This is a genomic window from Bradyrhizobium sp. SZCCHNR1002 (assembly GCF_032381435.1).
Classification (GTDB): Bacteria; Pseudomonadota; Alphaproteobacteria; order Rhizobiales; family Xanthobacteraceae; genus Bradyrhizobium; species Bradyrhizobium aeschynomenes.
In genome coordinates this window covers 974,530-989,294 of record NZ_JAUHIS010000001.1, presented here as the reverse complement: position 1 = coordinate 989,294, position 14,765 = coordinate 974,530, and the positions used below count along the sequence as shown (strand labels likewise).

At 67.4% G+C, this 14,765-nt stretch carries 11 protein-coding genes; 4 read left to right on the top strand and 7 right to left on the bottom strand.

Going from position 1 to position 14,765, the window contains the following annotated elements; translation table 11 throughout:
* Positions 1-337 precede the first annotated feature (337 nt).
* The 4 genes from QX108_RS04365 to QX108_RS04350 are packed head-to-tail and all read right to left on the bottom strand — an operon-like array spanning position 338 to position 4,197.
* Positions 338-772, bottom strand: coding sequence for a heme-binding protein (locus tag QX108_RS04365; RefSeq protein WP_315778568.1), 435 nt, complete (start codon positions 770-772; stop codon positions 338-340).
* A 36-nt stretch (positions 773-808) separates the two neighbouring features.
* Entirely contained in the window at positions 809-1,468 is a 660-nt protein-coding gene (locus QX108_RS04360; RefSeq protein WP_315720299.1) for a glutathione S-transferase family protein, read from the bottom strand.
* A 58-nt stretch (positions 1,469-1,526) separates the two neighbouring features.
* Positions 1,527-2,996 (bottom strand): carotenoid oxygenase family protein, encoded by a 1,470-nt coding sequence (locus QX108_RS04355; protein WP_315778570.1) that lies wholly within the window; start codon positions 2,994-2,996, stop codon positions 1,527-1,529.
* Between the two features lie 40 nt (positions 2,997-3,036).
* Positions 3,037-4,197, bottom strand: a complete 1,161-nt coding sequence (locus QX108_RS04350) for an MFS transporter (RefSeq protein WP_315778572.1) — start codon at positions 4,195-4,197, stop codon at positions 3,037-3,039.
* 175 nt (positions 4,198-4,372) lie between these two features.
* Here QX108_RS04350 and QX108_RS04345 point away from each other — a divergent pair, with 175 nt between their 5' ends.
* Positions 4,373-5,293 carry a LysR family transcriptional regulator gene (locus QX108_RS04345; protein WP_315778574.1) on the top strand — a complete coding sequence of 307 codons (921 nt, stop codon included), beginning with the start codon at positions 4,373-4,375 and terminating at the stop codon, positions 5,291-5,293.
* A 120-nt stretch (positions 5,294-5,413) separates the two neighbouring features.
* Complete coding sequence (locus tag QX108_RS04340) at positions 5,414-6,688, top strand: LysM peptidoglycan-binding domain-containing protein (RefSeq protein ID WP_315778576.1); 1,275 nt, start codon at positions 5,414-5,416, stop codon at positions 6,686-6,688.
* 33 nt (positions 6,689-6,721) lie between these two features.
* Here QX108_RS04340 and QX108_RS04335 read toward each other — a convergent pair whose 3' ends face one another.
* Entirely contained in the window at positions 6,722-6,958 is a 237-nt protein-coding gene (locus tag QX108_RS04335; protein WP_315778578.1) for a hypothetical protein, read from the bottom strand.
* A gap of 202 nt (positions 6,959-7,160) precedes the next feature.
* Between QX108_RS04335 and QX108_RS04330 the strand changes: the two genes are divergently transcribed.
* Positions 7,161-8,327 carry a trans-sulfuration enzyme family protein gene (locus QX108_RS04330; protein WP_315778580.1) on the top strand — a complete coding sequence of 389 codons (1,167 nt, stop codon included), beginning with the start codon at positions 7,161-7,163 and terminating at the stop codon, positions 8,325-8,327.
* Here QX108_RS04330 and QX108_RS04325 read toward each other — a convergent pair whose 3' ends face one another.
* The gene (locus tag QX108_RS04325) at positions 8,328-9,698 is read right to left on the bottom strand and encodes a peptidoglycan DD-metalloendopeptidase family protein (RefSeq protein WP_315720292.1); all 1,371 of its coding nucleotides are present in this window, start codon (positions 9,696-9,698) and stop codon (positions 8,328-8,330) included. It abuts the gene before it with no gap.
* A 106-nt stretch (positions 9,699-9,804) separates the two neighbouring features.
* The gene (locus tag QX108_RS04320; protein ID WP_315778583.1) at positions 9,805-10,518 is read right to left on the bottom strand and encodes a peroxiredoxin; all 714 of its coding nucleotides are present in this window, start codon (positions 10,516-10,518) and stop codon (positions 9,805-9,807) included.
* 502 nt (positions 10,519-11,020) lie between these two features.
* On the opposite strand from QX108_RS04320, the gene QX108_RS04315 reads away from it, so the two are divergent.
* Positions 11,021-14,713 (top strand): DUF3971 domain-containing protein, encoded by a 3,693-nt coding sequence (locus QX108_RS04315; protein WP_315778585.1) that lies wholly within the window; start codon positions 11,021-11,023, stop codon positions 14,711-14,713.
* The last annotated feature ends 52 nt before the right edge of the window (positions 14,714-14,765 follow it).

Here is a 14,765-nt window from a genome sequence, read left to right as displayed (position 1 = left end):
GCTTTACGGATTATACGCGATCTCCCCGGGGACCGGGCTTTCTTGCCCCCGTCATCAGCGCGATGCATCTTGCACCGACGCCGACTTGGCCTCAGCTTCGGGAGGTCAGGACCACGCGACTTCACCGTACGCGCCAGCGCTGCCCGTCGTGCATCGCCACCGCGTCCACCGCATCCCGCCTCAACGTCCGTGACGACGCGTACGCCCCTCGCAACGAGGCGGGACGGGCGGATCATACATATTTTCTGGAAAAAAGAAATAGAAATCTTTGCCGTCGCTCTTGGCTCTCGGGATGTTTCTGCCGAGCAGGGCTCGTTGGTTGCGTGAATGTTTTAGCTCAGGCCTGGCTTGTCTCGTCCGTCTGGAAGCCCGCCGCGACGATGCCGGCGATCGCGCAAGCCTCATCATTGTCACCGAGGTCGCCCGAGATGCCGACCGCGCCGAGCACCTCACGGTGCCGGCCGCGCACGAGAACGCCGCCGGGCGATGCGACGAGACGGCCGCCGCTGGTCGCTGAGAGCATCGTGAAGAAGGTCGGCAGAGCGCCGGCGCGGTGGCTCAGCTCGCGTGAGCCGAAGCCCATGCCGAGCGAGCCCCAGGCCTTGCCGAAGGCGATGTCGAAGCGGATGATGCCCGCGCCATCCTCCCGCTGGTAGGCGATGAGGTGTCCGCCGGGATCAAGTACCGCCACTGCGAGCGGCGCAAGATTTCGCGCGCGCCCTTCGTGCAGCGCTGCATCGATGATGGTCACGGCGTCGTCGCGTTTCAGCATGAGTTCGGCATCCTTCAGGACAGGCGGGCGTAGCTCTCATACGAACATGGCGAGCATGCCGAGGTCAGTCTCCGGCCGCGGCACCCGAAAGCTGATCGTCTTCCAATCTGCGGCGGCGGGACGCTCCAGGCAGCTTCCGAGCCATTCGTCGAGACGGGGCCACTCCGACAGATCGAGGGAGCCGAGCCGCGCCAATGTCAAGACCGCAGCGACGTTCAGATCGGCAACCGTGAAGCGGTCGCCGAGCAGGTAGGCATGCTCGGACAGATGACGATCGAGAACGCTGAATGGACGGCTGAGCTTGGTCAGCGCCACCTTGAGCTCGCTCGGATTACGCTTGTCCGCATCGAACAGGATGCTGTTCGCCGCAGCGAGCAGAAGCGGCTTCTCGATCTCCGTCACGACCCAGAAACTCCATTGCGTGACGAGGGCCTCCTCCACGAGCGTGGCCGGCGAGAGGTCGCTCGGATGGCGACGCGCCAGATGCAGATTGATTGCAAGCGATTCGAACAGGCAGACCTCATCGGAGACGAAGGCAGGCACCCGCCCGTTGGGATTGATCTTCAGGAAGTCGGGCTTGTGGGTGCTGCCATCGGTGAAGTTGGTCGCCACATGTTCGAATGACAGATTCAATTCCTTGAGCATCCACGCACAGCGATGCGCGCGCGAGTGCAGTGAACCGTACAGGCGGCTCATGGGTGTCCTCCGGTTGTTGGCCTTATACGAGGCGTGATGGCGTCGGATGGGCGCTGGACTAAAGGACGTCCGCATTGACCCAGATGCCGTGGAAGCCCTCGTGGACACGGCACGGGAAGCGGATCGTGGCGACCGGTCCTGCAGACAGATTGCGGGCGTCGAGGATGACGAGATCGGTGCGGTTCTCGGCCCGTCGCCCGACGATGCTCAGCAGCCAGCCGTCGCCCTCGGGTGCATCGGCGGTGCGCGGCACGAAGCAGGGCTCCTCCGGCGAGCTGTCGGGGCCGGCGTAGTAGAAGTCGAGCTTGCCGGTCTCCTCGTCGAAATGTCCAAGGCAGGTGAAGGGCGGCCCCTTGGGTCCGAACGGCAGCATCGGGCCGAGCTTGGGATTGTTGGTGCCAAACCAGAAGTGCCTGACACGGCTCATGGCGAAGCGTTGGTCGATGACCGGCATTTCGCCGATGTGGCCGATGAAGCGCTTGATCTCGATCGCGGCGTCCGGGCTGGACAGATCGATCGTCCAGCGCTCGCCGAAGGGGGGCAGCTCCCGGGCCTCGGGATTGTGAATGTCGGGAAACTGGCTGAGCCAGCCGGATTCTGTGACGAACTGGTCGAGCACGAGGCGGTGGCCGTCCTCCCAGGCGTTGAAGGTGTGGGTCTGCATCGCGAGCTTCGGCGCGGTGAACCAGCGGATGCCCGCGACGCCCTGCCTGCGCGGGATCACAGCCACATGGGTCTGCTTGTGGCTGTCCCAATGCCAATAGGGCTCGCCATTCTTGACGCGGTCCCAATCGCAGACCATCGGGCAGATCACGAAGGCGATGAAGTTGCGCGACACCAGAAAGTCGTGGACCATCGAGCAATAGGGGGCGGTGAAACGCTCGTTGCGGGTGAACTCGCCGTCCGGGGCGATGGTGTAGAGCTCGATGTCGTTGCTGGCAGTGCCCTCGCAATTATAGGCGAAGGCGATGCACTCGCCGGTCAGCGGATCCATCTTCGGATGGGCGGTGAAGGTCCGGCTCGCGAGCTGGCCGCCGAAATCGGTCTCGCCGCGGGTCTCCAGCGTGACCGGATCGAGCTCATAGGGGCGGCCGGATTCCTTCAGCGCGTAGAGCTTGCCGTGATGCCACATCACCGAGGTGTTGGCGGTGTTGGCATCCTCGCCGGCGACCTCAGGAGAGTCGGTGAACGGATTGCGGTAGGCGCCGAACAATGCCTTGCGGGCCTGCCGCTCGACCGTGAACTTGCGGGTGCGGACGTAGCGCATCGAGAGATCGGCGTGGCCGTTCTGGATGCGGACCATGTGCACCATGCCATCGCCGTTGAGGAAGATGTCTTTGCCGAGCAAGGGCGGATAGGCGTGGTCGGCGCTGTTGCGATAGTAGGCGCCTTCGAGCCCGGGCGGGATGCGGCCGATCACCTCGAGATCGTGCACCTCGCCCTCGATCCGCACGGGAGCGGCGTAGCCCGAGAAGACGATGTCCTGCGGAAACTGCAGGCCGCCCGTGCTGGTCACATGTTTGTTCATTGGAAGCACTCTCCTCGACAATGGGACGTTGGCGCCAGGCTCACGCCGAGCGCAGGATTTGAGACGATGCAGCGGTACGCACCCTGAAGGTCAGCATCAGGACAATGGCGAGCCCGGAGATGATCACGGCCGTGTAGCTCAGGCCGCCATAGCCCGAGGTCTCCACGATTGCGCCGGCAACGGCGGGCCCGGCGGCCGAGCCGATCATCATCATCGCCGGAGTCGCCGCGACTGCGCGCCGGCTCGGGTCGATCTGCGACAGCAGGCCGAACAGGAAGGTGTGCGTGAAGATCACGACCGAGACGTAGGGGATCGCGAAGGCTGCGAAGGCCGCAAAGCCCGTGGCGTTGACGATGACCAGCGCCAGAACCGCCTGCACCAGGGGACCGGCGATGCCGACGGCGACGGGCGACAGCCGCCTCTGCGTCAGCGCGGCAAGCGCTCCCGGGACGAGGTTGACGAGACCCACGGCGACCAGGACCGTCGTGACATCGGCATGCGAGAAACCCTTGTGATCGCCGATGCGCTCCAGGAAGGAAAACACCAGCGACTGGTTGAACGCGAGGCAGATCACGGCGGCGATGATCAGCCACGCCGGTCTCGGGACGGCCTGCGACGCGGCGCTGCCGCTCGCGCCGGCGCCGAGGGCGCGCGGGAAGCTGGTCGACGCCGCCAGGGCCGCAAGGCTCATGCTGCCGGCGAACACGGCGAACAGCAGCCTCGGACTGACCGAATGGACCAGGGCCGGCACCACCGCGAAAAAGCCGACGCTGAACACGGCAAGGGCGACGTTGGCGAGGCCGAACAGGCGGTGCGGATTCTCCGTCCGGCCGATCGTGCCGTGCGTCATCGACAGGGCCGCTCCCGCCGCAAGCCCGGCAATGCCGTGAATGACCGGAAGCATCGCGAATGGCACCGCTTCGACGGGCCGGCTCGCGAGATAGCCGAACGCTGCTGCTGCCACGACGAAACCGGCGACGACGACCGTCCGCGGGTCGAGCCGGGTCAGCAGCCGCGCGGTCACGAGGCTCGCGAGCACGATGCCCGCCAGGAAGCTCGTGACGGTCGCACCGGCCTGGGCCGGCGACAGACCATAGAATGCGATGAAGGTTCCGATCCAGACCGGCAGTGCCACCAGGTCCAGCATTCCGGCCACGTGGCAGATGCCGAGCACGGCTCCGCCAGAGCTCCAACGGTCCATGTTTCCTTCCCCGTTTCCGGACCGGTCGCGGGCTCCATGGCCCAGGGCTTCTTGCCCTTGCCGACGCTGATCCGACGCCACGCTACGCCGGAGCGGTGTTTCGCCAAAATCGATTGTAATGTGTCTGGGCATCGATAGGATCGATACATGATGGGGAATGGGAGGATTTGCGCCGATGCGGCTGGACAGGTTCGACCTCAATCTGCTTGTCGCGCTCGATGTGTTGCTCGACGAGCGCAACGTCACGCGCGCCGCAGACCGCCTGCGTCTCGGCCAGTCGGCGACCAGCGCGGCGCTCGCGCGACTGCGCGAATTCTTCGCCGACGAGTTGCTCACGCCGGTGGGGCGCCAGTTCGAACTGACTCCGCTCGCCCAGGCGCTGGTCGAGCCGGTCAAGGACACGCTCATTCGCGCACGGGCCGCGATCAGCACGAAGCCGGATTTCGATCCCGCGAAGGTCAATCGCACCTTCAGGATCTGCGCCTCCGACTATGTGACGTATGTCCTGGTGTCCCGCGTCGCGATCGAGCTGGCGCGACGGGCCGCCGGCTTCCAGCTCGAGATCTCGCATCTGCCCAAGCATGTGGAGCAGGTGTTTCAGCTCGGCGACATCGATCTGATGATTCTGCCGGAGCTCTATGCGTCGCGCATTCCGCATCCGCAGATGCACCTGCTCTCGGACGACCACGTCTGCCTGATGGATCAGGCGCGAAAGCTGAGGCGCGGCAGGCTGACCGAAGACGACTACTTCGCAGCCGGCCACGTCAGCGTCCGTCTCGGCGAGCCTGGGACGCATTCCTTCGAAGAACTCTTCTTCCCGCGCGCGGGCCGGCAGCGCAACGTGGCCTCCACCGTCGACTCGTTCTGCGTGCTCCCCAAGATGCTGTGCGGAACCGACCGGATCGCGACGGTGCATCGGCTGCTCGCGCAGGACCTGGCGCGGCACTATGCGGTCAAGTACGTCGATTTCCCGTTCGAGATTCCGAAACTGAAGGAGTCGATGATCTGGCCCTCGTTTCGCGACCAGGATCCCAGCCACCGCTTCCTGCGCGGCGTGTTCGAAGAATGCGCGAGGCAGATCGCGGCTGATCGCTGATCTCGGCCCGCGGCGGCCCGCGATGGCTTTTTGGCCCGCATGATGGTATGAGGCGGATCGAGATTCCTGCCGACGGAGCCGTGGTCTCCGTGTTCGCCATGAACGGGGACCGATCGATCGATGAGCACCGCAAGCGGCCGGCGACTGATCTGGGCGGGAGGCGCCGTTGCGGCGCTCGCGCTTGCGGCATTTGGCGTCGTCGTTGCGCCGCGCTTCGGTCACGACCTCTCGATCTTTCCGCGTGAGTGGACGTTCGCTGGCGACAATGGCGCTGCGGCCCCGCGCGCGGCGCCGGTGCCGCAGCGTGCCGCGGCGCCGGAGCAGGGCGCAGCGACAGAGAAGGGTGCAGCGCCGGAGAAGGGCGGCGCGAGCCAGGCCGCCACGGCGCTCGCGACCGCGCAGCAGCAGGCGAGCGGGCTGGCTGCGCTGCTGGCGCCGGTCGCGCCGCCGGCGGCCGAGAGCGATGCGCCGTCATTCGACGTGGTCAGCGTGGAGCCTACAGGCGAGACTGTGGTCGCCGGCCGCGCCGCGCCGGGCGCCACCGTCGAGTTGTTGCGCAATGGCGAGCCGCATGCCCAGGCGGTCGCCGACCGCGCGGGGCAGTTCTCGATGGTGCCGCCACCGCTGCGCGCCGGGACATTCGAGCTGACGCTGCGGGCCAGGCTGCCCGATGGCAGGGAGATGTCGTCCAAGCAGAGCGTGGCCGTGGTGGTGGAGGCCGGCAAGCGGCCGCCCACGGTCGCGGTGGTCGCGCCGGACCAGCCGACGCGCGTGCTGTCGAAGCCGGCAGCCTCGGCGCCGCTCGCCGTGGCGGTCGAGGCCGTCGATTTCGAGCCGAACGGCAACCTGCGCGTCAGCGGCCTCGCCCGGCCCGGGGCGACCGTGCGGATCTATCTCAACGACCGCCTCGTCAGCACTGCGACGGCCACGGCCGACGGGCGTGTCGCCGCGGTGATCAAGGATGCCTCCAAGGATGCCTCCAAGGATGCCTCTTGGGCCGGCAAGGACCGGCTGCGGCTCGACGAGGTGGACGCCAAGACGGGCGCCGTTCAGGCGCGCGCGGAGGTGCCGTTGAACGTGCCGGAGACGCTGACCACGGCCGCGCTGCCTGCGGCCGCCGGCCAGGGGCAGGCAAACGGCGGCGCATCGGCCGCGCGCACGCAGCTTGCGGCGGCGTCGCCGGCCGACCTCAAGGACATGGCGTCCTCACCCGGCCGCGGCGGCGGCGCCAGGACGATCACCGTCTCGCGCGGCGACAGCCTGTGGCACATCAGCCGCCGTCTCCTCGGCGAGGGCACGCGCTACGCCGTCATCTACCGCGCCAACCGCGAGCAGATCCGCCGTCCGGATCTGATCTATCCGGGGCAGGTGTTCGTGCTGCCGGCCAAACGCTGACCGGCGAGTTGCCGCGCGCGGAGGCGCAGAGGGCTATGCGAGCATGTCGCCCGCCAGCTCCCCCAGCCGCTCGACGCTGCGCTCGATCCGCGCATCCCAGTCATGGCTGCAGCTCAGCCGCAGGCAGTTGCGATAACCATCGCTGGCGGTGAACAGCCCGCCCGGCACGAAGCAGATGCGCTCGCGGATGGCCAGCACGTAAAGTGCGTCGGCGTCGAAGCCAGCCGGCAGCTCCAGCCACAGCACGAAGCCGCCTTTGGGGTCGGTCATCCGCGTCGAGCGGCACAGGATGATGTCGGCCTTCGCACCGATGGCGGCGAACGGGCGTGGACGGTGCTCGCCAAAACTGATTTCGCCGTAGATGTCGTCCTCGATCAGCAGGGCCGATACCGGTCCGGTCCTGAGACGTTATGAGCGCGCCGCTCGCGCGGTTGCGCTACCATGGCCGCACGCGTTGTCACACGAGGTTTCCATGCACGATCTCACCCGCTGCGTTCAGCATCCCGCCGTGTCCCAGGACGGCTTCAAGTCGCTGGCGGTCCCGACCTATCGCGCCTCGACGATCGTCTATGATGATCCCCGGGATTTCGCGCGGCGCGCCGAGCGTGGACTCGACGGCTACACCTACGGCCTGCACGGCACGCCGACGACGCGCACTCTGGAGGTGCAGCTCACGGCGCTGCATGGCGGCGCGCGCACCATGCTGGTGCCGTCGGGGCAGGCCGCGGTCGCGATCACGATGCTCGCGGTGCTCAAGCCCGGCGACAAGGTGCTGATCCCCGATCACGTCTATCCTCCGGTGCGCAGCCTGTGCGCCGGCTATCTCGCGCAGCGCGGCATCGTGCATCAGGTCTACGATCCGCTCATCGGCGGCGGCATCGCCGATCTGATCGACGCCAGCACCAAGCTCATCTGGCTGGAGTCGCCGGGCTCGGGCACGATGGAGGTGCAGGACGTGCCGGCGATCGCGCGCGCGGCGCAGGCGAGGGGCGTGCTCACGGGGTGCGACAACACCTGGGCGAGCCCGCTGCTGTTCAAGCCGCTGGCGCATGGCGTCGACGTCGCGGTGGAGGCGCTGACGAAGTATGTCGGCGGCCATTCCGACCTCTTGCTCGGCTCGATCACGGTGAAGGACCTCGGCCTGCGCAAGGCGGTCAAGGACGTGCTCGGCGTGCTCGGCATCGGCGTGTCGCCGGACGAGGCGGCGCTGGCGCTGCGCGGCATCGAGACGATGGGCGTGCGCATGGCGCACAGCGGCCGTGTCGCGCGCGACTTCGCCGAGCGGCTGCAGGACGTGCCGGCGGTTGCGCGCGTGCTGCATCCGGCGCTGCCGTCCTGTCCCGGTCACGAGGTGTTTCTGCGCGACTTCAAGGGCGCGAGCGCGGTGTTCAGCCTCGTCATCAAGCCGGAGTTCACCGCGCGGATCTACCCCGCGCTCGGGCAGCTTCGCCTGTTCGCCATCGGCGCCTCCTGGGGCGGCACCCACAGCCTGATCGCGCCGATGGATGTCGCGGCGGATCGCACCATGCGGCCGTGGAATCCGGCGGAGGGCTTGGTGCGGCTGAGCATCGGCCTGGAAGAGCCGGGCGAGCTGTGGGAGGATCTGTCGCGCTTCCTGGATGCGCTGGTGGCGGGCTGATCAGCCCGCGCTCAGCCGGACACCCGCGCGCAAAAATTTCTGCGGGTCGACGGCTTCGCCGTCGATGCGGGTTTCGTAGTGCAGGTGCGGGCCGGTGGAGCGGCCGGTCGAGCCGACCTCGCCGATGATGTCGCCGATCTTCACCTGCTGGCCGATTTTGACGTTGATCTCGGAGAGATGCCCGTAGCGCGTGGACAGGCCGTTGCCGTGGTCGACCTCGACCATGCGGCCATAGCCGCCGGCCCAGCCGGCGTTGACCACCTTGCCGTTGGCGGTGACACGGACGGGATCGCCGGTCGCGGCGCGGAAGTCGAGGCCGGTGTGCATGGCGGGGCGGCCGAGGAACGGATCGGAGCGCACGCCGAAACCCGAGGTGAACTCGACCTCGCCGATGACCGGCTTGCGATACGGCACGAGCGCCAGCGTGCGGTTCATCTTCTCGACCTGCGCGCGGGTGATGCTGATGCGGTAGAGCTGGCGCTCGAACGGGCCGGACTCGGCGCCGAGCTTGACCGGCACGAACGGGCCGCCCATGCCGCCCTTCGGCGCGGCCGCCTCGAGATGGCCCATGTCGAGGCCGAGATCGGTGATCACGCCGCGCATCCGGCGAAGCTTCGATTCCAGCGTCTCCTCGGCGGAGGACAGCATCGCGATCTGGCGCGCTTCGACCTGGTCGAGCGAGCGGGTCAGCCGCGTCAGCACGTTGTCGACGCCGGCGAGCTTGGTGGCCTGGCTCGGCTGCACATTGGCCATCACCGGGCTGCGCGATTCCAGCCGCGCCTCGCGGTCCGGCGGCGCAGTGAAGATCACGGTGTCGCTGATCGGCGACGGTTTGGGCGTCGACGGCGCCGATGGCGGCTCGATCGCGACCGGCGCCCGCGCCGGCGCGCGGATCGAGCCGGTGATGTCGGGCATGCTGCCGAGCGCGGTGGCGCGGCCCTCCAGCGCGGTCTGGCGCTTGAGGATCTGGTCGAGCTTCTGGTCGAACTGCTCCTGGTCGAGCAACTGGCGGCTGGTGGCGCGGTCGACCTTCGCACGCAGCTCGGCAATGCGGTCCTCATAGGCGTATTGCATCTCGGCCTGGCGCGCGATCAGGCGCGTCAGCACGTCGTCGCGAAACGCGAAATAGGTGGCTGTTGCCGCCGACCACGCGCCGAGCAGGCTGACGGTGCCGACCACGATCCAGAATACGACCGGGCCGATGCGCACCTGCTTGCCGGCATGCACCAGCGTGTAGTCGCTCTGCGAGGCGGCCGATGCCGCAGCGGGTGCCGGATGGCTGGCCGCAGCGCGCCGATGGGAATGGGCGTGCCCGCGGTCATGAGGATGGTGCTGGGGATATTCGGCGTGATGGCCGGAACGATGCGACATCGGCACTCCCGCGCCGGCTGGAGCTCGTTACGTCCAGCGGCGTCATTTACGGGAGGGATTTGACCCCTGCATGGTTAATTTTCCCCCAACGCCCCATCGCGTGTTTCTACAGGTCGCGCACGGCTGCCAGCACCGCGTCGGCATGGCCATCGACCTTGACGTTGCGCCACACCTTGGCGACGCGGCCGTCGGCGCCGATCAGCACCGTGCTTCGGATGATGCCGAGAAACTTGCGGCCATACAGCGACTTCTCGCCCCAGGCGCCGTAGGCCTCGAGCATCGCGTGCGTCTCGTCCGAGATCAGCGGCACGGCGAGGTCGTGCTTGTCGCGGAAATTGTCCTGCGCCTTGACCGAATCGGCGGACACGCCGAGCACGGCGGTGCCGGCGGCGGCGAAATCCCTCGACAGTCGCGTGAAGTCGATCGCCTCCTTGGTGCAGCCGGGCGTGTTGGCCTTGGGATAGAAGAACAGCACGAGCTTCTTGCCGGCGTAGTCGGCGAGCGAAGCGGTTCCACCGCCGTCGCGGGGCAGCTTGAAGGCAGGGGCCTTGGCACCTTCGGCAAGCCCGGTTCCAGCCGAAGCGGGTGCGACGGGCTTGGCGGCTTTGGCCTTTACGGGAGCCGATTTGGCGGCCATGGACTTGCCGGCGGCGTTTCCGGCCTTCGCGGTGGTCTTCTTCGCGGCCTTGGTCGTTGCCGGCTTGGAGGTCTTTTTGGCGGCCGTTTTGGCGGCCGTCTTGGCGGCGGCGGCGGCCCGGTTCCCGGGCGTTGCCCCGTAGGACGCCGGGTTAGAGGATTTCTTCCGTGATTCCTTTGACATACGCCTTCCTTTCGTCGCTTTCGGCGGCTCAAGAATGAAACTATCTCGGTTCTTGTCCGGTGTCCCGGGATCGATCTTGCATCCGTGCTTCGGCGAACGGGGGGTGACGCCTCTTGCGACGCGCTGGACATCACGGGTACCAGCATGCGTGAGTACCAAAGCAATGACGACTCTCGTACCGTCCCCGGATCAGGCCTCCCCGCCACAAATTTCGCGTCGCCGTGGCGAGGCGCAGGCGGAGCGGCACGAGCGGGTGGGCAAACCTGACGGCGGCGGGTTATAGTGACGGGGATGTTGCGCTTCGTCCGGCCCGCGTGGCGGACGTGACGACAGCAGGCGACTCGGGAACGCCCGTTGAGCGTGACGGGGATCGACGGGAAGCGGCCATGCCGACGAGCGAGGGGCGCGCCCCGTGAACGGTCGGGGCACCATCGGCGACCAATCTGGCCGAAGCCAGATTGTCACCACCATATCGGACACCAGGGGCCAGCACCGAGAGGCAATGGCAAGACAGACATCACCCCACCGGCCCCATCTGCAAGCGGACACCCAGGGCCAACAGTGGGATGACGCCGACTGGGACGTGACCGACCAGTTCGAAGATGCAGCGGAGCACGACGAGGCCGCCGGGCAGCGGGCGCGCCGCCTGCTGTTGCGTGCCGATTCGGGCCGCTCGGACGAGTCCAGTCCGCGGCGCCGGCCCGGCGGCCGGCTGTTGCGGCGCTGCGTGGTCTCGCTGGTGGTCCTCGTCCTGATTCTGGGCGTCGGCTTCGGCGGGCTGTGGCTGCGGCTCGGTGTCGGGCCGATCAGCCTCGATCTGGCGACGCCATGGCTTGCAGCCGCGATCGAGGACAATATCGGCCACGGCAATACGGTCGAGGTCGGCGGCACGCAGATCGAGCGCGCCGGCCGGATCCGGATTGCAGTCCGGATCCGCGACATCGTCGTGCGCGATCAGGATCGCGCCGTCGTCGCCAGCGCGCCCAAGGCTGAAGTGCGGCTGTCGGGTGCGGCGCTCCTGATGGGCCAGCTGCGCGCCGAGAGCCTCAAGCTGGTCGACGCCGAGCTCGCGATCCGCATCACCCCTGACGGCACCGTGACCGTTTCGACCGGCGAGACCAGCAAGCCGCTGGCCACCGGCGTCGCCTCCAAGCGCGATGCCGGGCTGCCGCCGACCTTCCCGCGGCCGGGACAGTCCGCCGGACCGGCGTCCGGCACACCCCAAGCCTCCCAGCCGCAGGCAGCAAACCCGCCGGCTGCATCCGGGACGGCTGTGGCGCCGCCGCAGAACGGGCTGCTCGCCGGGCTCGACTGGCTCGACAGCCTGAGCCTGACCGGGCTCGACGGTCAGAACCTGAACGAGATTGGCCTGAAGAACGGCGTGCTGGTCGTCGACGACCAGCAGCGCGGCAATAAATGGACGTTCGAGAACATCAGTCTCAGCCTGCGCCGTCCCTCGGGCGGCGGCGTCGCGCTCAGCCTCGGCGAGGAGGGCGCCAAGCCCTGGCTGCTGCGCGTCCTGGTCGGGCCGCCGGCCAACGGCGTGCGCACCATCGACATCAAGGCCGACAAGGTCTCCACCAGCAACATCCTGCTGGCGCTCAGGCTGAAGGATCTGACCTATATGGCGGACCTGCCGCTCACCGGTGAGATCAAGGGCGAACTCGGCCGCGACGGATTGCCGACCTATATGCGCGGCAAGCTCAACATCGGCGCCGGCAACATCATCGACACCGACACGCCCGACTATCCGATGGCGATCGACTCCGCCGAGATCAACATGGAGTGGGACGCCAGCCGTCGCGCACTGGTGGCGCCGTTCAAGGTGATCTCGGGCGCCAACCGTATCACGCTCAACGCCCATCTGGAGCCGCCGAACGACGGCGTCAACGACTGGCGGCTCGGCCTCAGCGGCGGCACGATCCTGCTCGGAGCCATCGCCAACGATCCGCCGCTGATCTTCAACCGCATCTCGATCAACGTCCGCTTCGACACCGAAGGCAAGCGCGTGCTGCTGACGCAGGCCGAGATCTCCAATGGCGAGATCGGCGTCGCCGGCACCGGCAGCGTCGACTATGCCGGCGAGCCGCGGCTGAAGCTCGGCTTCGCGACCACGCCGATGCCGGTGCTCGCCATGAAGCGGATCTGGCCGGCTCTGATCGTGCCGGAGGTGCGCGCCTGGATCATCGAACGCATCGACCGCGGCTCGGTGCAGCGCATGGACATCGCGGTCAACTCGCCGACCCGCAACCTGCCTCGCAAGGGGCCGCCGATCCCCGATGACGGCCTCGACGTCAACATCGTGGCCAACAACGTGACGGTTCATCCCGTCGACGGCCTGCCGTCGGTGCGCGATGCCGACATGAAGGCGCATGTCACCGGGCGCACCGCGACGGTGACGTTGGGACAGGGCGTCGCCGATACGCCGGCAGGCCGCAAGCTCAACTTCTCCGACGTCGTGTTCGAGGTGCCGGACATGGCGCCGAAGCCGTCGCCGTCGCGGGTGCGGATGCGGGTCGACGGCCCGGTCGCCGCCGCCGCCGAGATTCTCGCCTCCGATCGGCTGAGCGACCTCTCCTCGATGCCGATCGACCCCAACCAGACCAAGGGCACGTTCCAGGCCAGCGTCAATCTCGCGATGCCGGTCAAGGGCGAGCTCACCAAGGCCGACACCAGCTACACGGTGACGGCCGATCTCAACGGTTTTGCCGCCGACAAACTGGTGATGAACCAGAAGCTCGAGGCCAATACGCTCAAGATCGTCGCCAACACGGCCGGCTATCAGGTCAAGGGCGACGTCAAGATCAACGGCCAGCCGGCGACCCTCGACTATCGCAAGCCGACCGAAGGCGATGCCGACATCAGGATGCAGGCGATCCTCGACGATGCCAGCCGGGCGCGACTCGGCATGGATCTGGGCACCGCGATCACCGGCAACGTCCCGCTGAAGCTCAACGGCAAGATCGCCGGCGCCAGCGATCGTGACAGCCGGATCGGCGTCGAAGCCGATCTGACGCAGCTGAAACTCGACAATCTGCTGCCGGGCTGGGTGAAGAACCCCGGCAAATCGGGCAAGGCGACCTTCCTCGTGGTGGCGAAGCCGCAATCGACTCGCTTCGAGGACATCAACATCGAAGGCGGCGGCGTCTCGATCAAGGGCTCGCTGGAGGTCGACCAGAACGGCGACCTGATGAATGCGAACTTCCCGACCTATTCGCCGTCGGAAGGCGACAAGACCCAGCTCAAGGCCGAGCGCGGCCAGGACGGCGTGCTGAAGCTGTCGATGCGGGGCGATGTGTTCGACGGCCGCGGCTTCCTGAAGTCGGCGATTTCGGGCACCAACAAGGACGCCGACAAGAACAAGGCGCGCTCCAATCTCGATTTCGACGCCGAGGTCAAGCTCGGCGCTGTCGCCGGCTTCAATGGCGAGGCGCTGCGCAGCGTCGACGTCAAGCTCTCCAGGCGCGGCGGCGCCTTCAAGAGCTTCAATCTGAGCGGCAAGGTCGGCCGCGATACGCCCGTGACCGCCGACATCCGCGTCGGTCGCGAGGCGCCCAGCGCCGATCCGCGCGCCCGCCGTCAGGGCCGCGAGGTGATCTATCTCGTGACCAACGATGCCGGCGCGCTGCTGCGCTTCGCCGATACCTATTCGAAGATGGCGGGCGGCGAATTGGAGCTGGCGATGGAGCCGCCGACCGCCGACACCAGCCCCAAGGAAGGGCTGGCGATCGTTCGCAACTTCACCGTCCGCGGCGAGCAGGCGTTGGATCGCGCCGCGTCCGGCGCCGCTCCGCAAGCCTCGCAAGGCATCGCCTTCACGATGCTGCGCGCCGAGTTCACCCGGCAGAACGGGCTGCTCTCGATCCGCGACGGCGTGGTCAAGGGGCCGACGCTCGGCCTGACCATCGAAGGCAGCATCGACTACAACGTCAACCAGGTCCGCGCATCGGGCACGATCGTGCCGCTCTATGGGCTGAACAACATGTTCAACCAGATCCCGATCGTCGGCCTGTTCCTCGGCGGCAGCAATGAAGGCCTGTTCGGCGTCACCTACGAGGTCGTGGGAACGCCGAGTCAGCCGGTGGTGCGCATCAACCCGATCTCGGCGATGCTGCCGGGCGTGACGCGCAAGATCATGGACTTCAACACCGGCAAGCAGCAGTACCCGCCGGGCGAGCTGCCGCCGAACAATTGAGGCGCGAAGGCCATCGGAGTTCGGCGACGCTCACGCGAGCGGATCGAAGCAA

Excerpts from the sequence above, each read along its gene's own strand:
- QX108_RS04365 (WP_315778568.1), bottom strand. The coding sequence starts at position 772 with ATGCTGAAACGCGACGACGCCGTGACCATCATCGATGCAGCGCTGCAC.
- QX108_RS04360 (WP_315720299.1), bottom strand. The coding sequence starts at position 1,468 with ATGAGCCGCCTGTACGGTTCACTGCACTCGCGCGCGCATCGCTGTGCG.
- QX108_RS04355 (WP_315778570.1), bottom strand. The coding sequence starts at position 2,996 with ATGAACAAACATGTGACCAGCACGGGCGGCCTGCAGTTTCCGCAGGAC.
- QX108_RS04350 (WP_315778572.1), bottom strand. The coding sequence starts at position 4,197 with ATGGACCGTTGGAGCTCTGGCGGAGCCGTGCTCGGCATCTGCCACGTG.
- QX108_RS04345 (WP_315778574.1), top strand. The coding sequence starts at position 4,373 with ATGCGGCTGGACAGGTTCGACCTCAATCTGCTTGTCGCGCTCGATGTG.
- QX108_RS04340 (WP_315778576.1), top strand. The coding sequence starts at position 5,414 with ATGAGCACCGCAAGCGGCCGGCGACTGATCTGGGCGGGAGGCGCCGTT.
- QX108_RS04335 (WP_315778578.1), bottom strand. The coding sequence starts at position 6,958 with ATGACCGACCCCAAAGGCGGCTTCGTGCTGTGGCTGGAGCTGCCGGCT.
- QX108_RS04330 (WP_315778580.1), top strand. The coding sequence starts at position 7,161 with ATGCACGATCTCACCCGCTGCGTTCAGCATCCCGCCGTGTCCCAGGAC.
- QX108_RS04325 (WP_315720292.1), bottom strand. The coding sequence starts at position 9,698 with ATGTCGCATCGTTCCGGCCATCACGCCGAATATCCCCAGCACCATCCT.
- QX108_RS04320 (WP_315778583.1), bottom strand. The coding sequence starts at position 10,518 with ATGTCAAAGGAATCACGGAAGAAATCCTCTAACCCGGCGTCCTACGGG.
- QX108_RS04315 (WP_315778585.1), top strand. The coding sequence starts at position 11,021 with ATGGCAAGACAGACATCACCCCACCGGCCCCATCTGCAAGCGGACACC.